Below are 16,560 nucleotides of genomic sequence, written 5' to 3'. Positions count from 1 at the left end.
AACGTATTTAGGAACGAGAGATCAATAAAAAAGAGTTATGGATACAAAAAACAATTTTCCGAAGCTATACAATGCGACGTGGCCGGGAATCGTGGGTAAAGGTGAAGGCTCCGAGCCTGTGATTCCGTTTGATGACCTATTGGCCTACACGGCGGCAGCGGAAGTGAATGGAGTGAAGTTTGACGGGGTGGATATTGGATTGCTGGAACCACACGTGGACATCAATGGCGGAAAAGACGAAGTAAGGCGGCTGGCCGATAAAGTTTCGGCTCACGGCCTGAAAATCGGCTCTCTGGTGGCTCCCATTTGGGCGGGATCGGCTATGGGAAGTAAAGAAAGCCGCGCGGTATTTGTAGATATGGTACGCAAGGCATGTGAGTTTGGACAGCAGTTGCGCGAGATGGGCATTCGCCCTTTCGGTGTGGTCCGTATAGACTCCTCCAGCTCACCGGCCGATTGGGCAAAAGATCCGGCCGGAAATACCAAAGTAATCGCGGAAACGTTCCGCGAGGCGTGCGACGTGGCGGCAGACTATGGCGAAAAGCTAGCGGCTGAGGGAGAAATCTGTTGGGGAGGCATGCACAGCTGGCGGACCATGTTGAATACATTGGAGGCGGTTGACCGGCCCAATATGGGCTTCCAGGCGGATATGTCACACACGTTCCTGTATTTGCTGGGGTATAATCAGCCCGAAGACCGGATTTTGCCGGCAGATTTCGAGTGGAGTGACCGCCAGGCGTTGGAAGAGGGGCTACAGACACTCACCAAGGCGCTGCGTCCTTGGACAATCGATTTCCACGTGGCACAGAACGACGGGACGGTCTTTGGCTCAGGTTCGCACGACAAGACCGGGCGTCATTGCTTGCCGAACGATCCGAATGGGAAGCTGAATATTGCACACGATGCCGGTTACTGGCTGCGCGGTGAAGATGGTCAATTGACCAAAGCGTTCAAGCACATCTGCTGGGACGGCTGTATGTTTCCTAATGAAGTGTTGCATAAACAAGAGACGTGGAACGATATTTTGGCGGCGTTGATCAGCGTCCGCGAAGCGCATGGCTGGAGCGCATAATTGAAATACACAGCTAAAACAACGATATTAAATCCTAAAACAGATGAGTAATAAAAAAGTATTGAGAATAGGACTGATTGGTTGCGGTTTTATGGGCCGCACCCATTCCAACGGATATAACCGGGTACCCAATTTCTTTCCTGATTTGCAGTATCAGCCGGTTCTGCAGGCCGTGTGTTCGCGCCGGGAGGATAAAGTGAAGGCGTTTGCGGAACAATGGGGCTTCGCTTCCTATGAAACGGATTGGCGTAAGCTGATCGCACGCGATGATATTGATGCGGTAGACATCTGTACGCCCAACCACCTCCATGCGGAGATTGCGATTGCGGCTGCAGCGGCCGGCAAGATCGTGCTCACGGAAAAGCCCTTGGCGAGGAACCTCGAGGAGGCAAAGCAGATGGTTGATGCGGTATCGAAGGCGGGCGTTGCAAATACCGTGTGGTACAACTACCGGCGTCTGCCCGCTGTTACATTAGCTAAGAAGATTGTGGCCTCGGGAAAATTGGGTAAGATATTTCATTACCGCGCAAATTTCCTGCAGGATTGGACGATCAGTGCCGATGTACCCCAAGGTGGCGATGCTGCATGGCGGATGGATGTCGATGTCGCGGGGTCTGGCGTCACCGGTGATTTGCTTGCCCATTGCATTGATACCGCCATGTGGTTGAACGGAGGCATTACTGAAGTGTCGGCAATGACCGAAACATTTGTAAAGCAACGGGTACACCTCGATACCGGCAAAATGCAGGATGTGGGTATTGATGATGCATGTATCTTCCACTGCCGGTTTTCGAATGGGTCGTTGGGGTTGTTTGAATCAACGCGTTACGCGCGCGGACACAAAGCGCTCTATACCTTTGAAATCAACGGTGAACATGCGTCTATCCGTTGGGATTTGCATGACTTGAATCGATTGGAATACTTTGACAATGCCGTAGACTCGGATGTGAAGGGGTGGAGCTCTATCCACGTAACGAATGGTGATCATCCCTATATGGATAAATGGTGGGTGCCCGGCTTGGGAATTGGCTACGAGCATAGTTTTGTTCATCAAGTGGCCGATTTTATGAAAAGCCTCGAAACCGGTGAATCGTGCCAGCCGGATTTCAAAAATGCATATGAGACCCAAAAAGTGTGTGAAGCAGTTATCGAGTCGGCCAAGTCGCGCAGCTGGAAAGATACCGCTGTCGAGATCGATTAGAAATTATATGATAATCAATATAACATGTTAAGAATGTCAAAAGGTTTCCGGACCTATTTAACTACCGGAGGATTGATATTAGCCGCGTCCGTGTACAGCGCCTGTACTTCTGGTGGAAGTCAAACGGAAACAACGAACGAAGCATCACAATCGGATTTTATAGACCTCTTTGATGGAACCAGCTTGTCCGGCTGGCGGGGAGATACCGCGCTATGGCGCGTGGAAGACAAGGCAATTGTCGGCGAGATACGGCCAGGCAAAGAACTGGAAAGGAACTCGTTCATTATCTGGGAAGGCGGCCGGCCGGCAGACTTCGAATTGATTGCAGAATATCGGATGAGCGGACAGGGCAACAGCGGTTTTAATTATCGCAGCGAGGAATTGGCGGATCTTCCGCTTGCCTTGCGGGGATACCAGGCCGATATCGATGCGGCCAATACGTATACCGGCCAAAATTATGAAGAACGCGGTCGTGCCATCTTGGCGTTTCCGGGTGAGCAGGTACGCCTTCCATCCGTAGACGGGGAGATCAGTGAATATGCCATAGGCAATATTTGGACGGCCAGGGAAAAAATCGATTCGTTGGGAAATCGAGATTCGTTAAAGCAACACATCAAGCAGGACGACTGGAATGAACTCCGAGTCGTCGCCAAAGGCAATCGTTTACAGCATTACATAAACGGCGTGCTAATGAGCGACGTGACGGACGACGACGAAAAGAATCGCAAACTCGAAGGTTTGATTGGATTTCAGGTTCATGTGGGCCCACCCATGAAAATTGCTTTCAGAAACATAAAATTAAAAAACCTATAACGAATGTTTCTTTTACTAGTGCTGTTGGTTGCCATTTCCGCCGATGGGTATGCACAATCCCCTCAAGAAGTTGAGGTTATCCAACACAACGAATTGACGCGTGAGTACATTTCTCCGCATCGCGTACTATGGCAGTCAGGCAATGTCGAAAATACCGATCAACTCCTTAAAGCTGGGAATGGACAGGCCGATCTGACCAATGCAAGCATCTGCGTGCTCAAAAATGATGAGACCGGAAAGCCGGCGAGTATATTGCTTGATTTTGGAAAGGAGTTGCACGGTGGGTTAGAAATTGTCACGGGCATGTGGTCGCCCGGTAATACCACGCGGAATATCCGCGTACGCTTTGGGGAGTCGGCGAGTGAAGCAATGGCCGAAATCGGCGAAAAAGGGGCCGCCAATGACCATGCCATCCGTGATTTTGACATGCAGGTTCCCTGGTTGGGGAAAATACAGGTGGGCGAAAGCGGCTTCCGTTTTGTCCGCATCGACCTATTGGATGCCGATGCGGAACTGCACCTGAAAGAGGTAAGGGCAATTTTTACTTACCGTGATATTCCTTACCTCGGGTCTTTTAAAAGCAGCGATGAGCGGCTAAACGAGATATGGAAGACCGGAGCGTATACCGTACACCTCAATATGCAGGAGTACCTTTGGGATGGCATCAAGCGCGATCGCCTGGTATGGGTAGGCGACCTCCATCCCGAAGTGGCAACCGTAAATACGGTCTTCGGATACAATGAAGTGGTGCCGAAGAGCTTGGATTTGGCCAGGGATGTAACGCCCCTTCCGGGATGGATGAGCGGTATCAGCACCTATTCCATGTGGTGGATTATCCTGCATCAGGACTGGTATATGCACCATGGCGACCTGGAATACCTTAAACAGCAGCAACCTTACTTATCCGGTCTGGTAAAACAGATTGCCGCCAAGATCGGACCAGACGGCAAGGAGCTGATGGATGGGAATCGCTTCCTCGATTGGCCGTCGAGCGAGGATCCGGAGGCTGTTCATGCTGGCCTACAGGCCATGGCTATTTGGTCTCTCTCAACAGCGGCGACATTAAGCGAAATAATGGGCGATGACGAAACGCGGCAAATCGCTGAACGTGCGGTTAGTAACCTGAAGAAATATATACCCAAAATGGGCCAGTCCAAGCAAGCTGCGGCATTGATGGCATTGACGGATTTGGTGCCGGCAACGCAAGCCAATACGCAGGTGTTGGCTGTAGCGGGAGCGAAAAACTTCTCGACGTTCTACGGTTACTATATGCTTCAGGCGATGGCGAAGGCGGGCAATTACGAAGGGGCATTGGATGTTATCCGGAGCTATTGGGGCGCAATGCTGGATCTGGGCGCTACCACTTTTTGGGAGGATTTTAACCTGGATTGGCTACCCAATGCATCGCGAATCGATGAGTTGGTGCCCGATGGAAAGAAAGATATCCATGGTGATTATGGCGACTATTGCTACGTCGGGTTCCGGCATAGCCTGTGCCACGGATGGGCGTCTGGACCTACCGCGTGGCTTACCGAACATGTGTTGGGTATCAAAGTGACTGCACCGGGAAGCAAGCAGATTTCCATAACTCCCCATCTGGGCGATTTGGAATACGCCGAAGGAACCTTTCCTACGCCTTACGGACTGGTCTATGTGAAGCATACCAAGCAATCCGATGGCCAAGTAAAGTCGGAGATCAAGGCACCCAAGGAAGTTAACATCGTCAACGGATCCGCCCACTAAACAAATACACGGTATGCAGCGGATCGCATTCAAGATGAAACTGATGGCCGGATGCCAGGAAGAGTACAAACGGCGACATGATACGATTTGGCCGGAATTGGTTAACTTATTGAAGGAAAACGGCGTTAGCGATTATTCAATTTTCCTGGATGAAGAAACCAATACCCTGTTCGCCATACAACAACAGGCGGCAGGGCAGTCTTCACAGGATCTGGGAAGCAATCCGATTATGCAAAGATGGTGGGCATACATGGCGGATATCATGGAAACAAGGGCTGACAATTCTCCGGTAAGCATCCCGCTTACGACCGTGTTTTACATGGAGTAACGGAGCTGCGATGATGGGGAAACATGCATTTTTACTGATTTCTTTTCTCGTCCTATCCTGGGCAATGCAACTGCTTTGGGCCCAACAATCGGGTCCATGGCCCGAAATACGGCGGGAAGCCAAACCCTGGGCGCGGTGGTGGTGGATGGGCAACGCCGTCGACGAACACAATGTATCGCAGGTGATACGAGACTATGCCGATGCCGGGTTCGGCGGAATGGAAATAGCCCCGATTTATGGCGCGATGGACTATGAGCACAAGTACATTCCATTTCTATCGCCGAGGTGGATGGATATATTCCGTTACACCGTTGATGAAGCTGATCGCCTGGATATGGGTATCGACCTCACCACGGGTACGGGATGGCCCTTCGGCGGACCGCAGGTGGGCGTCAGTGATGCAGCAACCCGGGCCGTCGTCCGTGTTTTTCACGTAGAAGGCGGGCAACCGTTTGCAGGCAAGATCGCGCCCGAGGATCCGAAGTTTCAATCGGCGGTACTGCAATCGCTTACCGGCTACGACGAGGTGGGAAAACCACTGCTATTGACGGATAACGTGGCCGACGATGGCACGTTGCATTGGATACCAGATAACGGTAATTGGGAGCTGTACGCCCTGTTTGCTGGCAAGACAGGGCAACAGGTGAAGCGGGCTGCCCCTGGTGGTGAAGGGTTTACGCTCAACCCTTTCTCTGGCAAGGCACTTCACCACTACCTCGCCCGTTTTGACGATGCGTTTGGCCGGAGACGATTGGGTGTGAGGGCATTCTATAATGACAGCTATGAGGTGTATGGTGCGGACTGGACGGAAGATTTCTTTGCAGAATTTCAAGGACGAAGGGGGTACGACCTGCGGTTACACATCCGCGAACTTCTTTCGGCAGACAGCACGGCATACATGGGCAGACTCAAGTCCGATTACCGGCAGACATTTGCCGAATTGTTGCTTGAAGAATTTACGCACCCTTGGACGGATTGGGCTCATCGTTACAAGGCAAGGACGAAAAATCAAGCCCATGGATCGCCGGGCAACTTGATTGATTTATATGCTGCGGTGGATATCCCCGAAGTGGAAACCTTCGGCTCCAGTTTTTTCTCTATTCCCGGCTTGCGTCGCGATACCGCCGATATCCGAAATGTCGATCCCGATCCAGTCCTGTTGAAGTTTGCCGCTTCGGCGGCCAATATTACCGGGAAAAAACTGGTGTCGTCCGAAACGTTTACCTGGCTCACAGAACATTTCAAAACTACCCTGTCGCAATGCAAACCCGAAGTCGAGCAGGCTTTTCTCTCCGGTGTAAACCATGTTTTCTATCACGGTATCACCTATTCGCCAGAAGAGGTAGCTTGGCCCGGATGGTTGTTTTATGCTTCTGTTAATTTCGTGCCGGCCAACAGCTGGTGGCCACATCTGGTTGGCCTCAACGGGTATATAACGCGGGTGCAGTCCGTGCTGCAGGCAGGCAAACCGGATAATGAATTGCTGCTGTATTGGCCTGTCTATGATAATTGGGATAATCCCAAGGAGCGGATGATGCCATTCACCGTGCATAACGTCAACGATTGGTTACATCCGACCGCTTTCTACGAAGCCGTGAAGCAGTTACAGCAACAGGGTTACTCGATGGATTTTATATCGGATGGCTTGTTGGCAGAGGCGAAGGTACGTGATGGGCTTATCCACACCGCTCCCGGCAATACGCCCTATAAGGCATTGGTGGTGCCCGTTACACGACGCATGCCGGTCGAAACATTGGAAAAGCTGTTGGAACTTGCCCGGCAAGGGGCAACGGTGCTGTTGCAGGCCCTCCCGGGGGATGTGCCCGGATTAGGGGCTTATGAAACCAAGCATGCCAAGTTTAATGCGCTACTGGAACAAGCGAAGGAGAGCAGGATGGTGCTTTCGCCTGATATCGTCAAGGCTTTGGAGCTGCGCGGCGTCGCAGGTGAACAAATGGTGCATGATGGGCTAAAGTTTATCCGCCGTAGCACATCGGATGGCACCTACTATTTCATTGTTAACCACAACGCCAATGCTATCGATACCTGGACGCCTTTTCGGGCGGCAGGAAAATACGGGGCAATCGTGCTGAATCCCCAAAGTGGGCAGTTTGGAAAGGTGACCTGTTCCGTCAAGGATGGACAACACGGAATCAGGATACAACTTCAACCAGGGGAATCCGTTATCGTCAAGTTTGCAGCTGATGTCGAAGACCGGTTGCCCGATTGGCGATACCTTGGCAAGCGGCTTGGCGAAATGCCCCTTGCGAGGGGGTGGAAACTGGACTTTAAACAAGGCGGACCTGAACTGCCCAGTCCCATTATCCAGGATACCTTGGCTCCATGGACGTTGTATACCGATACGACGTATCACGCCTTTAGCGGGATAGCGACATACCAGACGTCTTTTGAACTTGCCGATAAACGAAATGACGTGATATACCTCCTGGAGTTGGAAAATGTTTATGAAAGTGCGCGCGTTTATATCAATGACCAGGATGCAGGAGTCGCGTGGAGCATACCTTTTCACCTGCAAATCGGTGACTTCCTAAAGCCCGGAACCAACACCATCCGCATCGAAATCGCCAATTTGATGGCGAATCGTATCCGTGATATGGACAGGAAGGGCGTAGAATGGCGGCGTTACCATGAAATCAATTTCGTGAGCATCGATTACGTACCTTTCGATGCGTCGCAATGGACGGTACAGCCATCCGGCCTGGCCGGACCGGTGACCATTGTGCAGTATAAAGTGGAAGAAAATTAAATTAATGTCGATTTTACCTCTTATTTTTAGCGCTGGAAAGCATAAGCACAGTAGCTCCTGTTTCCGATAAGCGTTAGTCATGATGAAGCCCGTATCCGTGTTCGAACACATCCATATCAACGAATATTCCGCAACACCCAAGTACCTGCAGTTGGCCAATGCTGTAATCAGTGCGATTGAAGGAGGAAAGATCCAGAAGGATGACATGCTCCCCTCCATTAATGAATTGAGCTACGTGCTTGAAATATCGCGTGATACGGCTGAAAAAGGATACAAGCACCTCAAGCATTTGGGGGTGCTGGGGTCGGTTCCTGGCAAGGGTTACTACATTGCCAATGCAGATTTCAAGCAAAAGCTGCATATCGTCTTGTTTTTCAATAAGCTGAGCGCACACAAGAAGATCGTTTACGATTCGTTTGTAAAAGCGATAGGCAGTGATGCGGCGGTAGATTTCTACATCTACAACAATGATCTGTCATTATTCCGGAGGTTGCTGCAGAACCTCAAACAGGAATATACCCATTATGTGATTATCCCGCACTTTATCGAAGGACGCGATAAGGCCGCTGAGATTATCAATACCATCCCCAAAGATAAGTTGGTGCTTTTGGATAAGTTGGTTCCCGAAGTGGATGGAGAATATGCCGCCGTGTACGAGGATTTTGAAAAGGATATTTACAACGCATTGGAACAAGCCAAAGCTCACCTGAGTAAATACCACACCTTGAAACTTATCTTCCCTGATCGGAGCTATTTTCCCAAAGGGATCATCAAAGGTTTCTATCGATTCTGTCAGCAGTATGCATTCAATCATTTGCTGGTGAGTGACATTTCGGACGAGCCGATATCGCAGGGAGAGGTGTATATCAATCTCATGGAAGATGACCTGGTGAAATTGCTGGACCGGGTGATTTCCCTGAAACTGCAAATTGGCAAGGACGTGGGGATTATCTCGTACAATGAGACGCCATTGAAGAAATTCATCCTCAACGGAATCACTACCATCTCAACTGATTTTAAACAGATGGGCGAGGCCGCAGCCCAGTTGATTCTGAAAAATTCGAAAAACCATGAAGAAGTGCCGTTTTACCTGACACTCCGGCCTTCTATTTAGCAACCGCCCGTAAAGGGAATTGCTCCATTACACCGGCCACCACCTCAGGCAGGTCATTGATGGCCTGCTCCGGATTCCTGACCTCACCTGAGCCGCGCGCCTGCCAGATAACGGTGTTGGACCGCCTATCTCTCGCCTCGATGATGATATGGCCTGCGCGGTAACGTTCTTTTCCCACTGGTCGGTTCCAACCATAACCAAATCCCCATCCTGGGCCCCACATCCATGGGTTATAGCCCCACATGCCCCAAGGGCCGTAAGGATGCCCACCATATATGGGCCGACTCTTGTTGTTCACAATGGCCACATAACGGAAGAGCAAATCGGGATTCGCTTTGGAGTAGGTCAGGCCCCGGGCTTCCAGCTCCCGGTTGGCCGTCTCCAAGATATTGGCATTGGCAATGTCATTGTCAAAATACGATTTGGACAACGAATCTACAGGTGGCAGCCAACCGTAGGTGTGATATTGTGAAAAATCGGTGCCTTGTATTTTGGTTGTATGGTATTTATACGATGAACAAGACGCCAATACCATCAAGGGAATGAAATATAATATGAACCGTTTCATGGCCGTGCTCCTAATAATTAGTTTACTGAGATTAGACTACGAAGGATTACAATGGTTTAATCAGGCCGGATACCGTGCCACCAGAGGCATCGCCCTGCCCGCACCAAAGGCTTTGCTGCTTACGCGTAGTATCGGAGGGGATTGGAAACGCTTGAATTCGGCTCGATCGACCATATTGAGCACCCGATGCACCAACGTTTCTTCGAATCCCAGGGCAATGATTTGCAACGCACTTTTCTCGTTCTCAATGTATTGGAAGAGTACCGAATCCAGTAGCTCATAGTCCGGTAGCGAATCGCTGTCCTTTTGTCCGGGGCGCAATTCCGCAGATGGCGGTTTGACAATGGTATGCTGGGGGATGATCTCGCGCTCGCGGTTGATGTAACTGGCCAAATGGTAAACCTGTGTTTTGTATACGTCACCGATAACGCCCAGTGCCCCCGCCATATCGCCATACAACGTGCCGTAACCCACGGCAGCCTCGCTTTTGTTGGAGGTATTGAGGAGGATATAACCCAATTTATTGGAGAATGACATCAATAGCGTCCCGCGGATACGGGCCTGGATATTTTCTTCGGTGACATCGGGGAGTAATCCATCGAAGGCTGTTCCGAGGCTTTGCTCAAATTCGCCGGCCATGGGCTGGATTGGGATAATCTCGTGGCGGCAACCGGCGTTTCGCACCAAATCCAAGGCGTCGGTTACAGAGTGGTCACTGGAATAAACCGACGGCATCAACACGGCCATCACATTTTCGGCGCCAAGGGCTTCGCAGGCAAGGGCAGCGACCACAGCGGAATCGATGCCACCTGATAGTCCGACCACGGCTTTTTTAAAGCCCGATTTGGCAAAATAATCACGGATTCCCAATAGCAGGGCTTGGTGAATCAGTGGCGTATCCAGTGGAGGTAGCACCGTCACCGGGCCATGCCATGCAGAAACAGTCCGATTGCCCAGTTCGTAATAGTTCAGTTGTTCTTCAAAGGAAGCCATCATGTCCACCAGTTCGCCGGAAGCATCCATGGCGATGGAGCGGCCGTCAAAAATGATGTCGGCATGTGCGCCGATCTGGTTGAGGTATAAAAGCGGCACATTGGCCTGTTGAGCATGTGTCTGCAGCACTTCCATCCGCTCCCGGAGTTGATTATACGAAAATGGAGAAGCAGCGATGTTGATGATCAAGTCCGGGTTTTCCTCCTTCAGCACATCCATCGGACTCCGTTGGTACAATTTCGGTACGGCAATATTCCACAGGTCCTCACAGATGGTGAGTGCTACTTTTCGGCCCTTGTATGTGATGCATTTAAAATCATCAGCCGGCTGGAAATAGCGGTACTCATCAAACACATCATAGTCGGGAAGCAAACCTTTGTGTACGACCTGCTGCACCTTTCCGTCGACGATGAATAGGGCGGCATTATACAGGGGTTTGCCTTTCCCGGATGTATTACGTACCGGCGCTCCAATAATACAGGCAATCCCCTGGCATTGGGATGCGATTTCAGCGAGCGAATTTTCGCATCCGTCGAGAAAGGCCGGGGAGCGCAATAAGTCCTTGGCGGGATACCCGCCAATAGCCAGCTCGGCAAATACCACGATGTCAGCACCCTTGTTTTTGGCTTCCTGTATGGCCGAAGTGATGGCGGTGGTATTGCGTTCGAAATTCCCGATGTGGTAGTTCAGCTGAGCTAACGCGATAATCATGCTAGACGCACTATTTTGGTGAATGATTAAAAGAATATCCCGAAATTGAAAGCTACGTATGAATTACGGGGCTCGCCATTATTGATAACCCGCGTAAAGCCGTTGTTGAAACTCAATCCGGTCATCATCGAGAGGTTGTGGTCAAGCTGCCATTCCACACCGCCGCCGATCTGCAGCGCCAATCGGAAGAAATCGGCATCGTCGCCCATCGAACTGCGCGACGAATCTCCTGTTTTTTTTTCCTTCGCGTTGAGTTTAACTCCACCGGTAAAGCCAAATTGACCGTAATAGCTGCGGAAGTAGCGCATCGTGCTTTTCAATTTGAGCGATATCGGGATTTCGGCGTATTGAAGCCGGTAGCTATGGGTAAGGTCTGTATATTCCGATTCGTTATTCAGCGTATTGATAAGCAATCCCGTAGCGAAGTAGTAATTTTCCGTGAATGCAAAATCGGCCAGTAAGCCGTATGCGTAGCCGAATTTTGGAGTGCTTTTGTATCCATCGGCATCGCCGTAGCGCAGCCAGCTCATATTCGGAGAAAATGTAATGCCCAGGGAGATGGGTTTATACTGATAGGTGGAACTGTAATAGTCCTGCGCATTGCTGCGCTGGAAGGAGCACGTAAGCAGTAAAGCAAAAAAGGAGAAGAGTATCGTTTTTTTTGACATAATTAAAAATGTTAAGCTGTTTGGTCGATAGCGACATCCCGAACCATCCGCCCGGTAGCCGGATATCTCCGCGTTCCACCAAAATCCGTAACTTCGTTGCCAACTAATGAACAAAAATGATGCGCAAAATCTACGCAGGCCAAAGTTATTGCTTTTTTTTGATTATCGTTCTGTTTTCGTGCGGCAGACGTGAGCGTGTAGATGTAAGCGATGTTGACGTTGATATTACCATTGAGCGTTTTGACAAAGCGTTGGATAGCCTCGACCCGGACAACATCGTGCAGAAAAATCGGGAGTGGATCGAGCATTATGGGTACTTCTATGCAGATTACATGCAGTATATGCTGGAAGCGGGCAACCCGTTGGACAGTATGCAGCTGGCGTCGTCATTAACGCAAGTAATTGCAACGGACGATTTTAAGGCGTTGAAAGCCAGTGTTTACGAAACCTACCCAGACATGGCAATCCAAGAAGCCGGACTGACGGATGCCTTCAAGCACCTGAAATACTACTTCCCAGCGATTCCTATTCCGCGGGTCATTGCTTTTTTTTCCGGTTTCGCCGTCCAGACCCCAATCGGTGCAGATTACATCGGCATTGGATTGGACATGTTTCTCGGTGCTGATTCGAAGTTTTACCCCGCATTGCGTGGAAGTATACCGGCCTACCTTTCCCGACGCTTCACACCGGAAAATATTGTGCCGCGGCTAACGGAGAGTTATATCCGGGAAGAGCTGTATCCGCAGGATGAGTTGGACGTCACGTTGCTACAGCATATGGTTTACCAAGGAAAGGTACTGTACCTCATGGATCAGGTGATGCCGGAAGTCGCAGACAGCCTGAAAATCGGTTATACAGCATCGCAATGGGAGTGGGCTAATCATTTCGAACGGGATATCTGGGCGTGGTTTCTGCAGGAGAACCTGCTCTTTGAATCGGATTATAACCGGATACAGAAATACCTCAGCGAAGCGCCGTTTACACCGGAACTGGGTGAACAGAATGAGTCGGCGCCGAAACTCGGCGTTTTCATCGGGTGGAACATCGTACGGCAATATATGGACCGGTACCGCGAAACGACACCAAAGGAATTATTGGAAATCAAGGATGCCCAAGTGATATTGGATGGGGCGAGATACCGAGGGAAATAACGCGAAGGCTTACTCGTCTTTGACTTCAACTTCAAAGTCCAGCGATAGAAACGGAGCGATTCTTCCGTCAGAACTTCCCGCTCTACTGTAGGCAGACGTGCTCGGCGTGAAAAACCGGATCTTGCCGCCTTTATTGATCAAGGGCACGATTTTGGTCCAGGCGGATATCACACCCCCATCTAAATCGAAATCAGCATCCGTGTTGGAGTCGAGTACGGTGCCATTTGGGCTTTTTAGCGTATAAGCAACCGTTACGGTTGAATCTGCCGTGATGGCATCCCCATCGCCCTGCTCGACGATGTGGTAATAAATATTGTCTTCGGTTTTGGTAAAGTCATCGATGTTCAGCGACGCACTGGCGATCATCTGATGGATGACGCCGTCTTCATAATCGGCAAAATTATTGTGTACGGTCACCACGTAATCCAGTGATGCATTAGGCGGGATACCGCGGCTAGGTACACCATTCCGGCCATACATCAGCCGCGAAGGCACGATGATACGGACTTTACCATTAGCCTTTTGCAATACTTCACGGATGACTTCCTTAAAATCTCCTGTACGTTCCACGGTAGGTGTTCCGGCCGCAGAAGATCCAAAAGGGAAATAACCGAAAAACGCTGCGTACCGATTATTCGCACTCAATGTGTCCGCAGAATTATAGGTGCCGTCAAGGCTTTTTACCGTATAGACGATGGGATAGGTCTTCGTATAGTCAATCGGATCGCCCGTACCTTCTTCCAGCACCTGGTAAAATAAATCCGTCTCCTTGTATTGATGCACCGTGAGGTTGTTTTTCTGGATATATTCACGGATGTTCGCGTTATCCAGTTCTTCAAAAGACTGATATTCTTTTTTCTGGCAACCCATCGATAACGCGATGGCCGCAATACCGATAGCTACAATACAAGGAGTCGATTTGATCATTATAATTTGTGCAGTTTTTAACTAGATTAGTTGCCAGAACCACTTGGAGAAGCAATATTAATTACTTCGATCTCAAAATCAAGAGGAGAGTTAGCTGGTATTTTACCGTTGGCAGCATTTCCGTAAGCCAAATAAGAGGGTACGACGAAACGTACTGTGGCTCCTTTTTTTAGGCCGGAAGACGTAAATCCAACAAAATCGAGGGGCTTTTCCAATGGATCACCATCTTTGTCAACTAGTATTTTTTCGGGAAAAAAAACGTAAATCCATCCTTGGATGATATTATTGAACGACATTTTAACACCAGCGGCCTCGTCTTTAGAGTCAAAGACTGTTCCGTTCAACAGCTTGCCTGTGTAATTCACCCAAACATCTGGCGCTTCCGGATAATAGCGATTGTCACTTTGGCTAAGAACGGCCTTATACTCAAAAGATGTAGGGTCGCCCATTGACGTAATTTCATACCATATACCAGTTTCTTCGTCAAATTGGGGATTAACCAAATTTGCCTCAGCATACGCTTCGATTTCGGGTTTTTCCAATTCATATTGCGCTTGAGGATCAAACGTATCACCTTCCTTAATGCAAGAAGATAACCCCATGGCTACCACCAACCCCAACACAAGTAAATTTGCTTTTTTCATTGTTTTTGTTTTTTCAACCTCGCGGGATGCAAAGTTATTTAAATAATCCGATTAATTGACCCGTTAACACTATTTAACAAACATAATTAACATCTATGCTGGGCATTATGTTTCTGAAGGGGAAATGATCCCGTGATTTTGCGTCAGTCTTGTTAATTGATGTTGGGGGTAGACGTTCGATGTCTTCGATATGCTACAACCCACTGGAAAAAGATGTTTCGCGAAAAAAAATGCACCACCGTTGGCTAACGTACATTCTTGTTGTATATTGGCTGTATGGAAAACGCACCGTCAAACGGAACCCCCATAAAAGCCCGGATCACGCTGGTGGGCGCCGGGCCCGGCGACCCGGAACTGTTAAGCCTGAAAGGGGTCGAAGCCTTGCGTACGGCCGATGCGGTGCTTTACGATGCATTGGTCAGTACGGATCTATTGGATTATGCACCAAGAAGCGCGGTGCGCGTATTCGTAGGTAAGCGCGCCGGCAATCATGCCTATAAACAGGAAGACATAAACCAATTGTTGGTCGATTTCGCCTTGAAGTACGGACATGTCGTGCGGTTGAAGGGCGGTGATCCGTATGTTTTCGGCAGGGGAAACGAAGAGTTGCGCCACGCCGAACGGCATGGGATACCCGTGGAGGTGGTGGCCGGGGTATCAAGTGCATTGGGGCTGGCCGATGGCCATGGGATATCGCTTGCCGGTGACGGGACGACCGGCAGCTTCTGGGTGATCACCGGATCTACGCGCAGCGGGCAGTTAGCCGACGATGTGGCCATTGCAGCCCAAAACGACATCACGGCAGTTATCCTTATGGGAGTCAATAACCTTGCTGGGATTGTGGATTGCTATCAGCGTGAGGGTAAGGGAAAAACGCCCGTTGCCATCATCCAGAACGGTTCCACGCCCGATGAGCGGATGCTTATCGCCGAGGTGGATACGGTATTGGCATCGGCAGAAACCCAACAGGTGGCTGCACCGGCGGTGATTATCATTGGAAGTGCGGTGGCACGGCGTCCTCAAGACATCGCGGCATGGGCCGCTTCAGCTAGCGATGCCGCGCTCCTCGGGCACCATGGCGGTAGTTGAATGCGCTAACTCCATTCGGGGGATCGACCGGGGCGATGGGTTGACGACAAGCAGGTGGCAAGCTGACCAATCGAAGGCGCCGAGTGCCACAACCTGTTCGAGGGAAACCACGGTATATTGACCATTCTTATTACAGAAAAAAACCGGTGTGTGCGCATGGCGGTGGGTGGCTATGGCGCAGAGACCCTTGAACAAGTGGCGAGCCGGCGGATTTACGATAGCCATGGTAGCGTTGGTAGCGGCAACCTGTTCCCATAGGCTGGCATCAAACGTTTTCCCCATAGAGAAGGGGGCACCATCCCATACCCAGAAGCTCTCATTGCGCCCCCGTACCGTAAGTGGGAAGGAACCCGTCGCCGTGATGCGGTTGATATTGCTGATGCCTGGTAAGATTTCCACGTCGAATCCGCTGGCTTGGAATACCGCCGATTCAAACCGCTCCCTGAGACTACTGCTGTCGCGCTCTTCCGTCATCCGTACGATCTGCAGATCTTTTTTGTCCATGCGGCGGCATAGTCGGAATACTTCCTCCATGCTGTTGCATATGCGGCATGTTTCCTTTATGTGCCGGAGTATCGTGTGGTCGACATGCGCATCGGGCCAGATAATGTCACCGGATTGAATTCTTTTTAATGCCTTTATCGTCGCATAATCGGCATTTCCCATGTTTTTAAGTAAGGAGTATCGCATTTCAATTAAATATTTAGGTAAAATTACGTAGTTATTTTAATATTTACTTGCTTTTTTGAAAAATAAGTAGTTTTTTTGAAT

At 50.0% G+C, this 16,560-nt stretch carries 15 protein-coding genes; 9 read left to right on the top strand and 6 right to left on the bottom strand.

The window, feature by feature from the left end:
- Positions 1–37: 37 nt before the first annotated feature.
- From IEV98_RS01710 to IEV98_RS01680, 7 genes are all read left to right on the top strand, one after another.
- A complete protein-coding gene (locus IEV98_RS01710) occupies positions 38–1,072 on the top strand; it encodes a sugar phosphate isomerase/epimerase family protein (protein WP_188504208.1) in 1,035 nt (344 codons plus the stop codon).
- Positions 1,073–1,115: 43 nt separating this feature from the next.
- On the top strand, positions 1,116–2,273 hold the full coding sequence (locus IEV98_RS01705) for a Gfo/Idh/MocA family protein (RefSeq protein ID WP_188504207.1): 1,158 nt from the start codon (positions 1,116–1,118) through the stop codon (positions 2,271–2,273).
- Between the two features lie 33 nt (positions 2,274–2,306).
- The gene (locus tag IEV98_RS01700) at positions 2,307–3,086 is read left to right on the top strand and encodes a 3-keto-disaccharide hydrolase (RefSeq protein WP_229738515.1); all 780 of its coding nucleotides are present in this window, start codon (positions 2,307–2,309) and stop codon (positions 3,084–3,086) included.
- A gap of 3 nt (positions 3,087–3,089) precedes the next feature.
- Complete coding sequence (locus IEV98_RS01695) at positions 3,090–4,829, top strand: alpha-L-rhamnosidase-related protein (protein WP_188504205.1); 1,740 nt, start codon at positions 3,090–3,092, stop codon at positions 4,827–4,829.
- A gap of 13 nt (positions 4,830–4,842) precedes the next feature.
- The gene (gene rhaM / locus IEV98_RS01690; RefSeq protein ID WP_188504204.1) at positions 4,843–5,157 is read left to right on the top strand and encodes an L-rhamnose mutarotase; all 315 of its coding nucleotides are present in this window, start codon (positions 4,843–4,845) and stop codon (positions 5,155–5,157) included.
- Between the two features lie 10 nt (positions 5,158–5,167).
- Complete coding sequence (locus tag IEV98_RS01685; RefSeq protein ID WP_188504203.1) at positions 5,168–7,924, top strand: glycosyl hydrolase; 2,757 nt, start codon at positions 5,168–5,170, stop codon at positions 7,922–7,924.
- 82 nt (positions 7,925–8,006) lie between these two features.
- A complete protein-coding gene (locus IEV98_RS01680) occupies positions 8,007–9,038 on the top strand; it encodes a GntR family transcriptional regulator (protein ID WP_188506066.1) in 1,032 nt (343 codons plus the stop codon).
- On the opposite strand, the gene IEV98_RS01675 is transcribed toward IEV98_RS01680, so the two are convergent.
- From IEV98_RS01675 to IEV98_RS01665, 3 genes are read right to left on the bottom strand one after another with little or no spacing between them, the layout of a single operon-like run.
- The gene (locus IEV98_RS01675) at positions 9,031–9,606 is read right to left on the bottom strand and encodes a DUF4136 domain-containing protein (protein ID WP_188504202.1); all 576 of its coding nucleotides are present in this window, start codon (positions 9,604–9,606) and stop codon (positions 9,031–9,033) included. The two genes, IEV98_RS01680 and IEV98_RS01675, sit on opposite strands and share 8 nt — an antisense overlap.
- A gap of 60 nt (positions 9,607–9,666) precedes the next feature.
- The gene (locus IEV98_RS01670) at positions 9,667–11,310 is read right to left on the bottom strand and encodes an NAD+ synthase (RefSeq protein WP_188504201.1); all 1,644 of its coding nucleotides are present in this window, start codon (positions 11,308–11,310) and stop codon (positions 9,667–9,669) included.
- A gap of 26 nt (positions 11,311–11,336) precedes the next feature.
- The gene (locus tag IEV98_RS01665; RefSeq protein WP_188504200.1) at positions 11,337–11,978 is read right to left on the bottom strand and encodes an outer membrane beta-barrel protein; all 642 of its coding nucleotides are present in this window, start codon (positions 11,976–11,978) and stop codon (positions 11,337–11,339) included.
- Between the two features lie 116 nt (positions 11,979–12,094).
- On the opposite strand from IEV98_RS01665, the gene gldB reads away from it, so the two are divergent.
- A complete protein-coding gene (gene gldB, locus IEV98_RS01660) occupies positions 12,095–13,129 on the top strand; it encodes a gliding motility lipoprotein GldB (protein WP_188504199.1) in 1,035 nt (344 codons plus the stop codon).
- Positions 13,130–13,138: 9 nt separating this feature from the next.
- Here gldB and IEV98_RS01655 read toward each other — a convergent pair whose 3' ends face one another.
- Complete coding sequence (locus IEV98_RS01655; protein WP_188504198.1) at positions 13,139–14,056, bottom strand: FKBP-type peptidyl-prolyl cis-trans isomerase; 918 nt, start codon at positions 14,054–14,056, stop codon at positions 13,139–13,141.
- Between the two features lie 26 nt (positions 14,057–14,082).
- Complete coding sequence (locus IEV98_RS01650) at positions 14,083–14,700, bottom strand: FKBP-type peptidyl-prolyl cis-trans isomerase (RefSeq protein WP_188504197.1); 618 nt, start codon at positions 14,698–14,700, stop codon at positions 14,083–14,085.
- 276 nt (positions 14,701–14,976) lie between these two features.
- Between IEV98_RS01650 and cobA the strand changes: the two genes are divergently transcribed.
- Positions 14,977–15,789: a uroporphyrinogen-III C-methyltransferase gene (gene cobA, locus IEV98_RS01645; RefSeq protein ID WP_188504196.1), complete on the top strand. Its 813-nt coding sequence runs from the start codon at positions 14,977–14,979 to the stop codon at positions 15,787–15,789.
- Here the strand turns inward: cobA and IEV98_RS01640 are convergent.
- Positions 15,745–16,479 (bottom strand): SAM-dependent methyltransferase, encoded by a 735-nt coding sequence (locus IEV98_RS01640; protein WP_188504195.1) that lies wholly within the window; start codon positions 16,477–16,479, stop codon positions 15,745–15,747. The genes cobA and IEV98_RS01640 overlap by 45 nt on opposite strands.
- Between the last annotated feature and the right edge of the window lie 81 nt (positions 16,480–16,560).

The sequence above is a fragment of the Parapedobacter pyrenivorans genome, assembly GCF_014636865.1.
GTDB classification, from domain to species: domain Bacteria; phylum Bacteroidota; class Bacteroidia; order Sphingobacteriales; family Sphingobacteriaceae; genus Parapedobacter; species Parapedobacter pyrenivorans.
The sequence above is the reverse complement of the archived record's forward strand: the minus strand, read 5'-3'. Positions and strand labels throughout refer to the sequence as shown.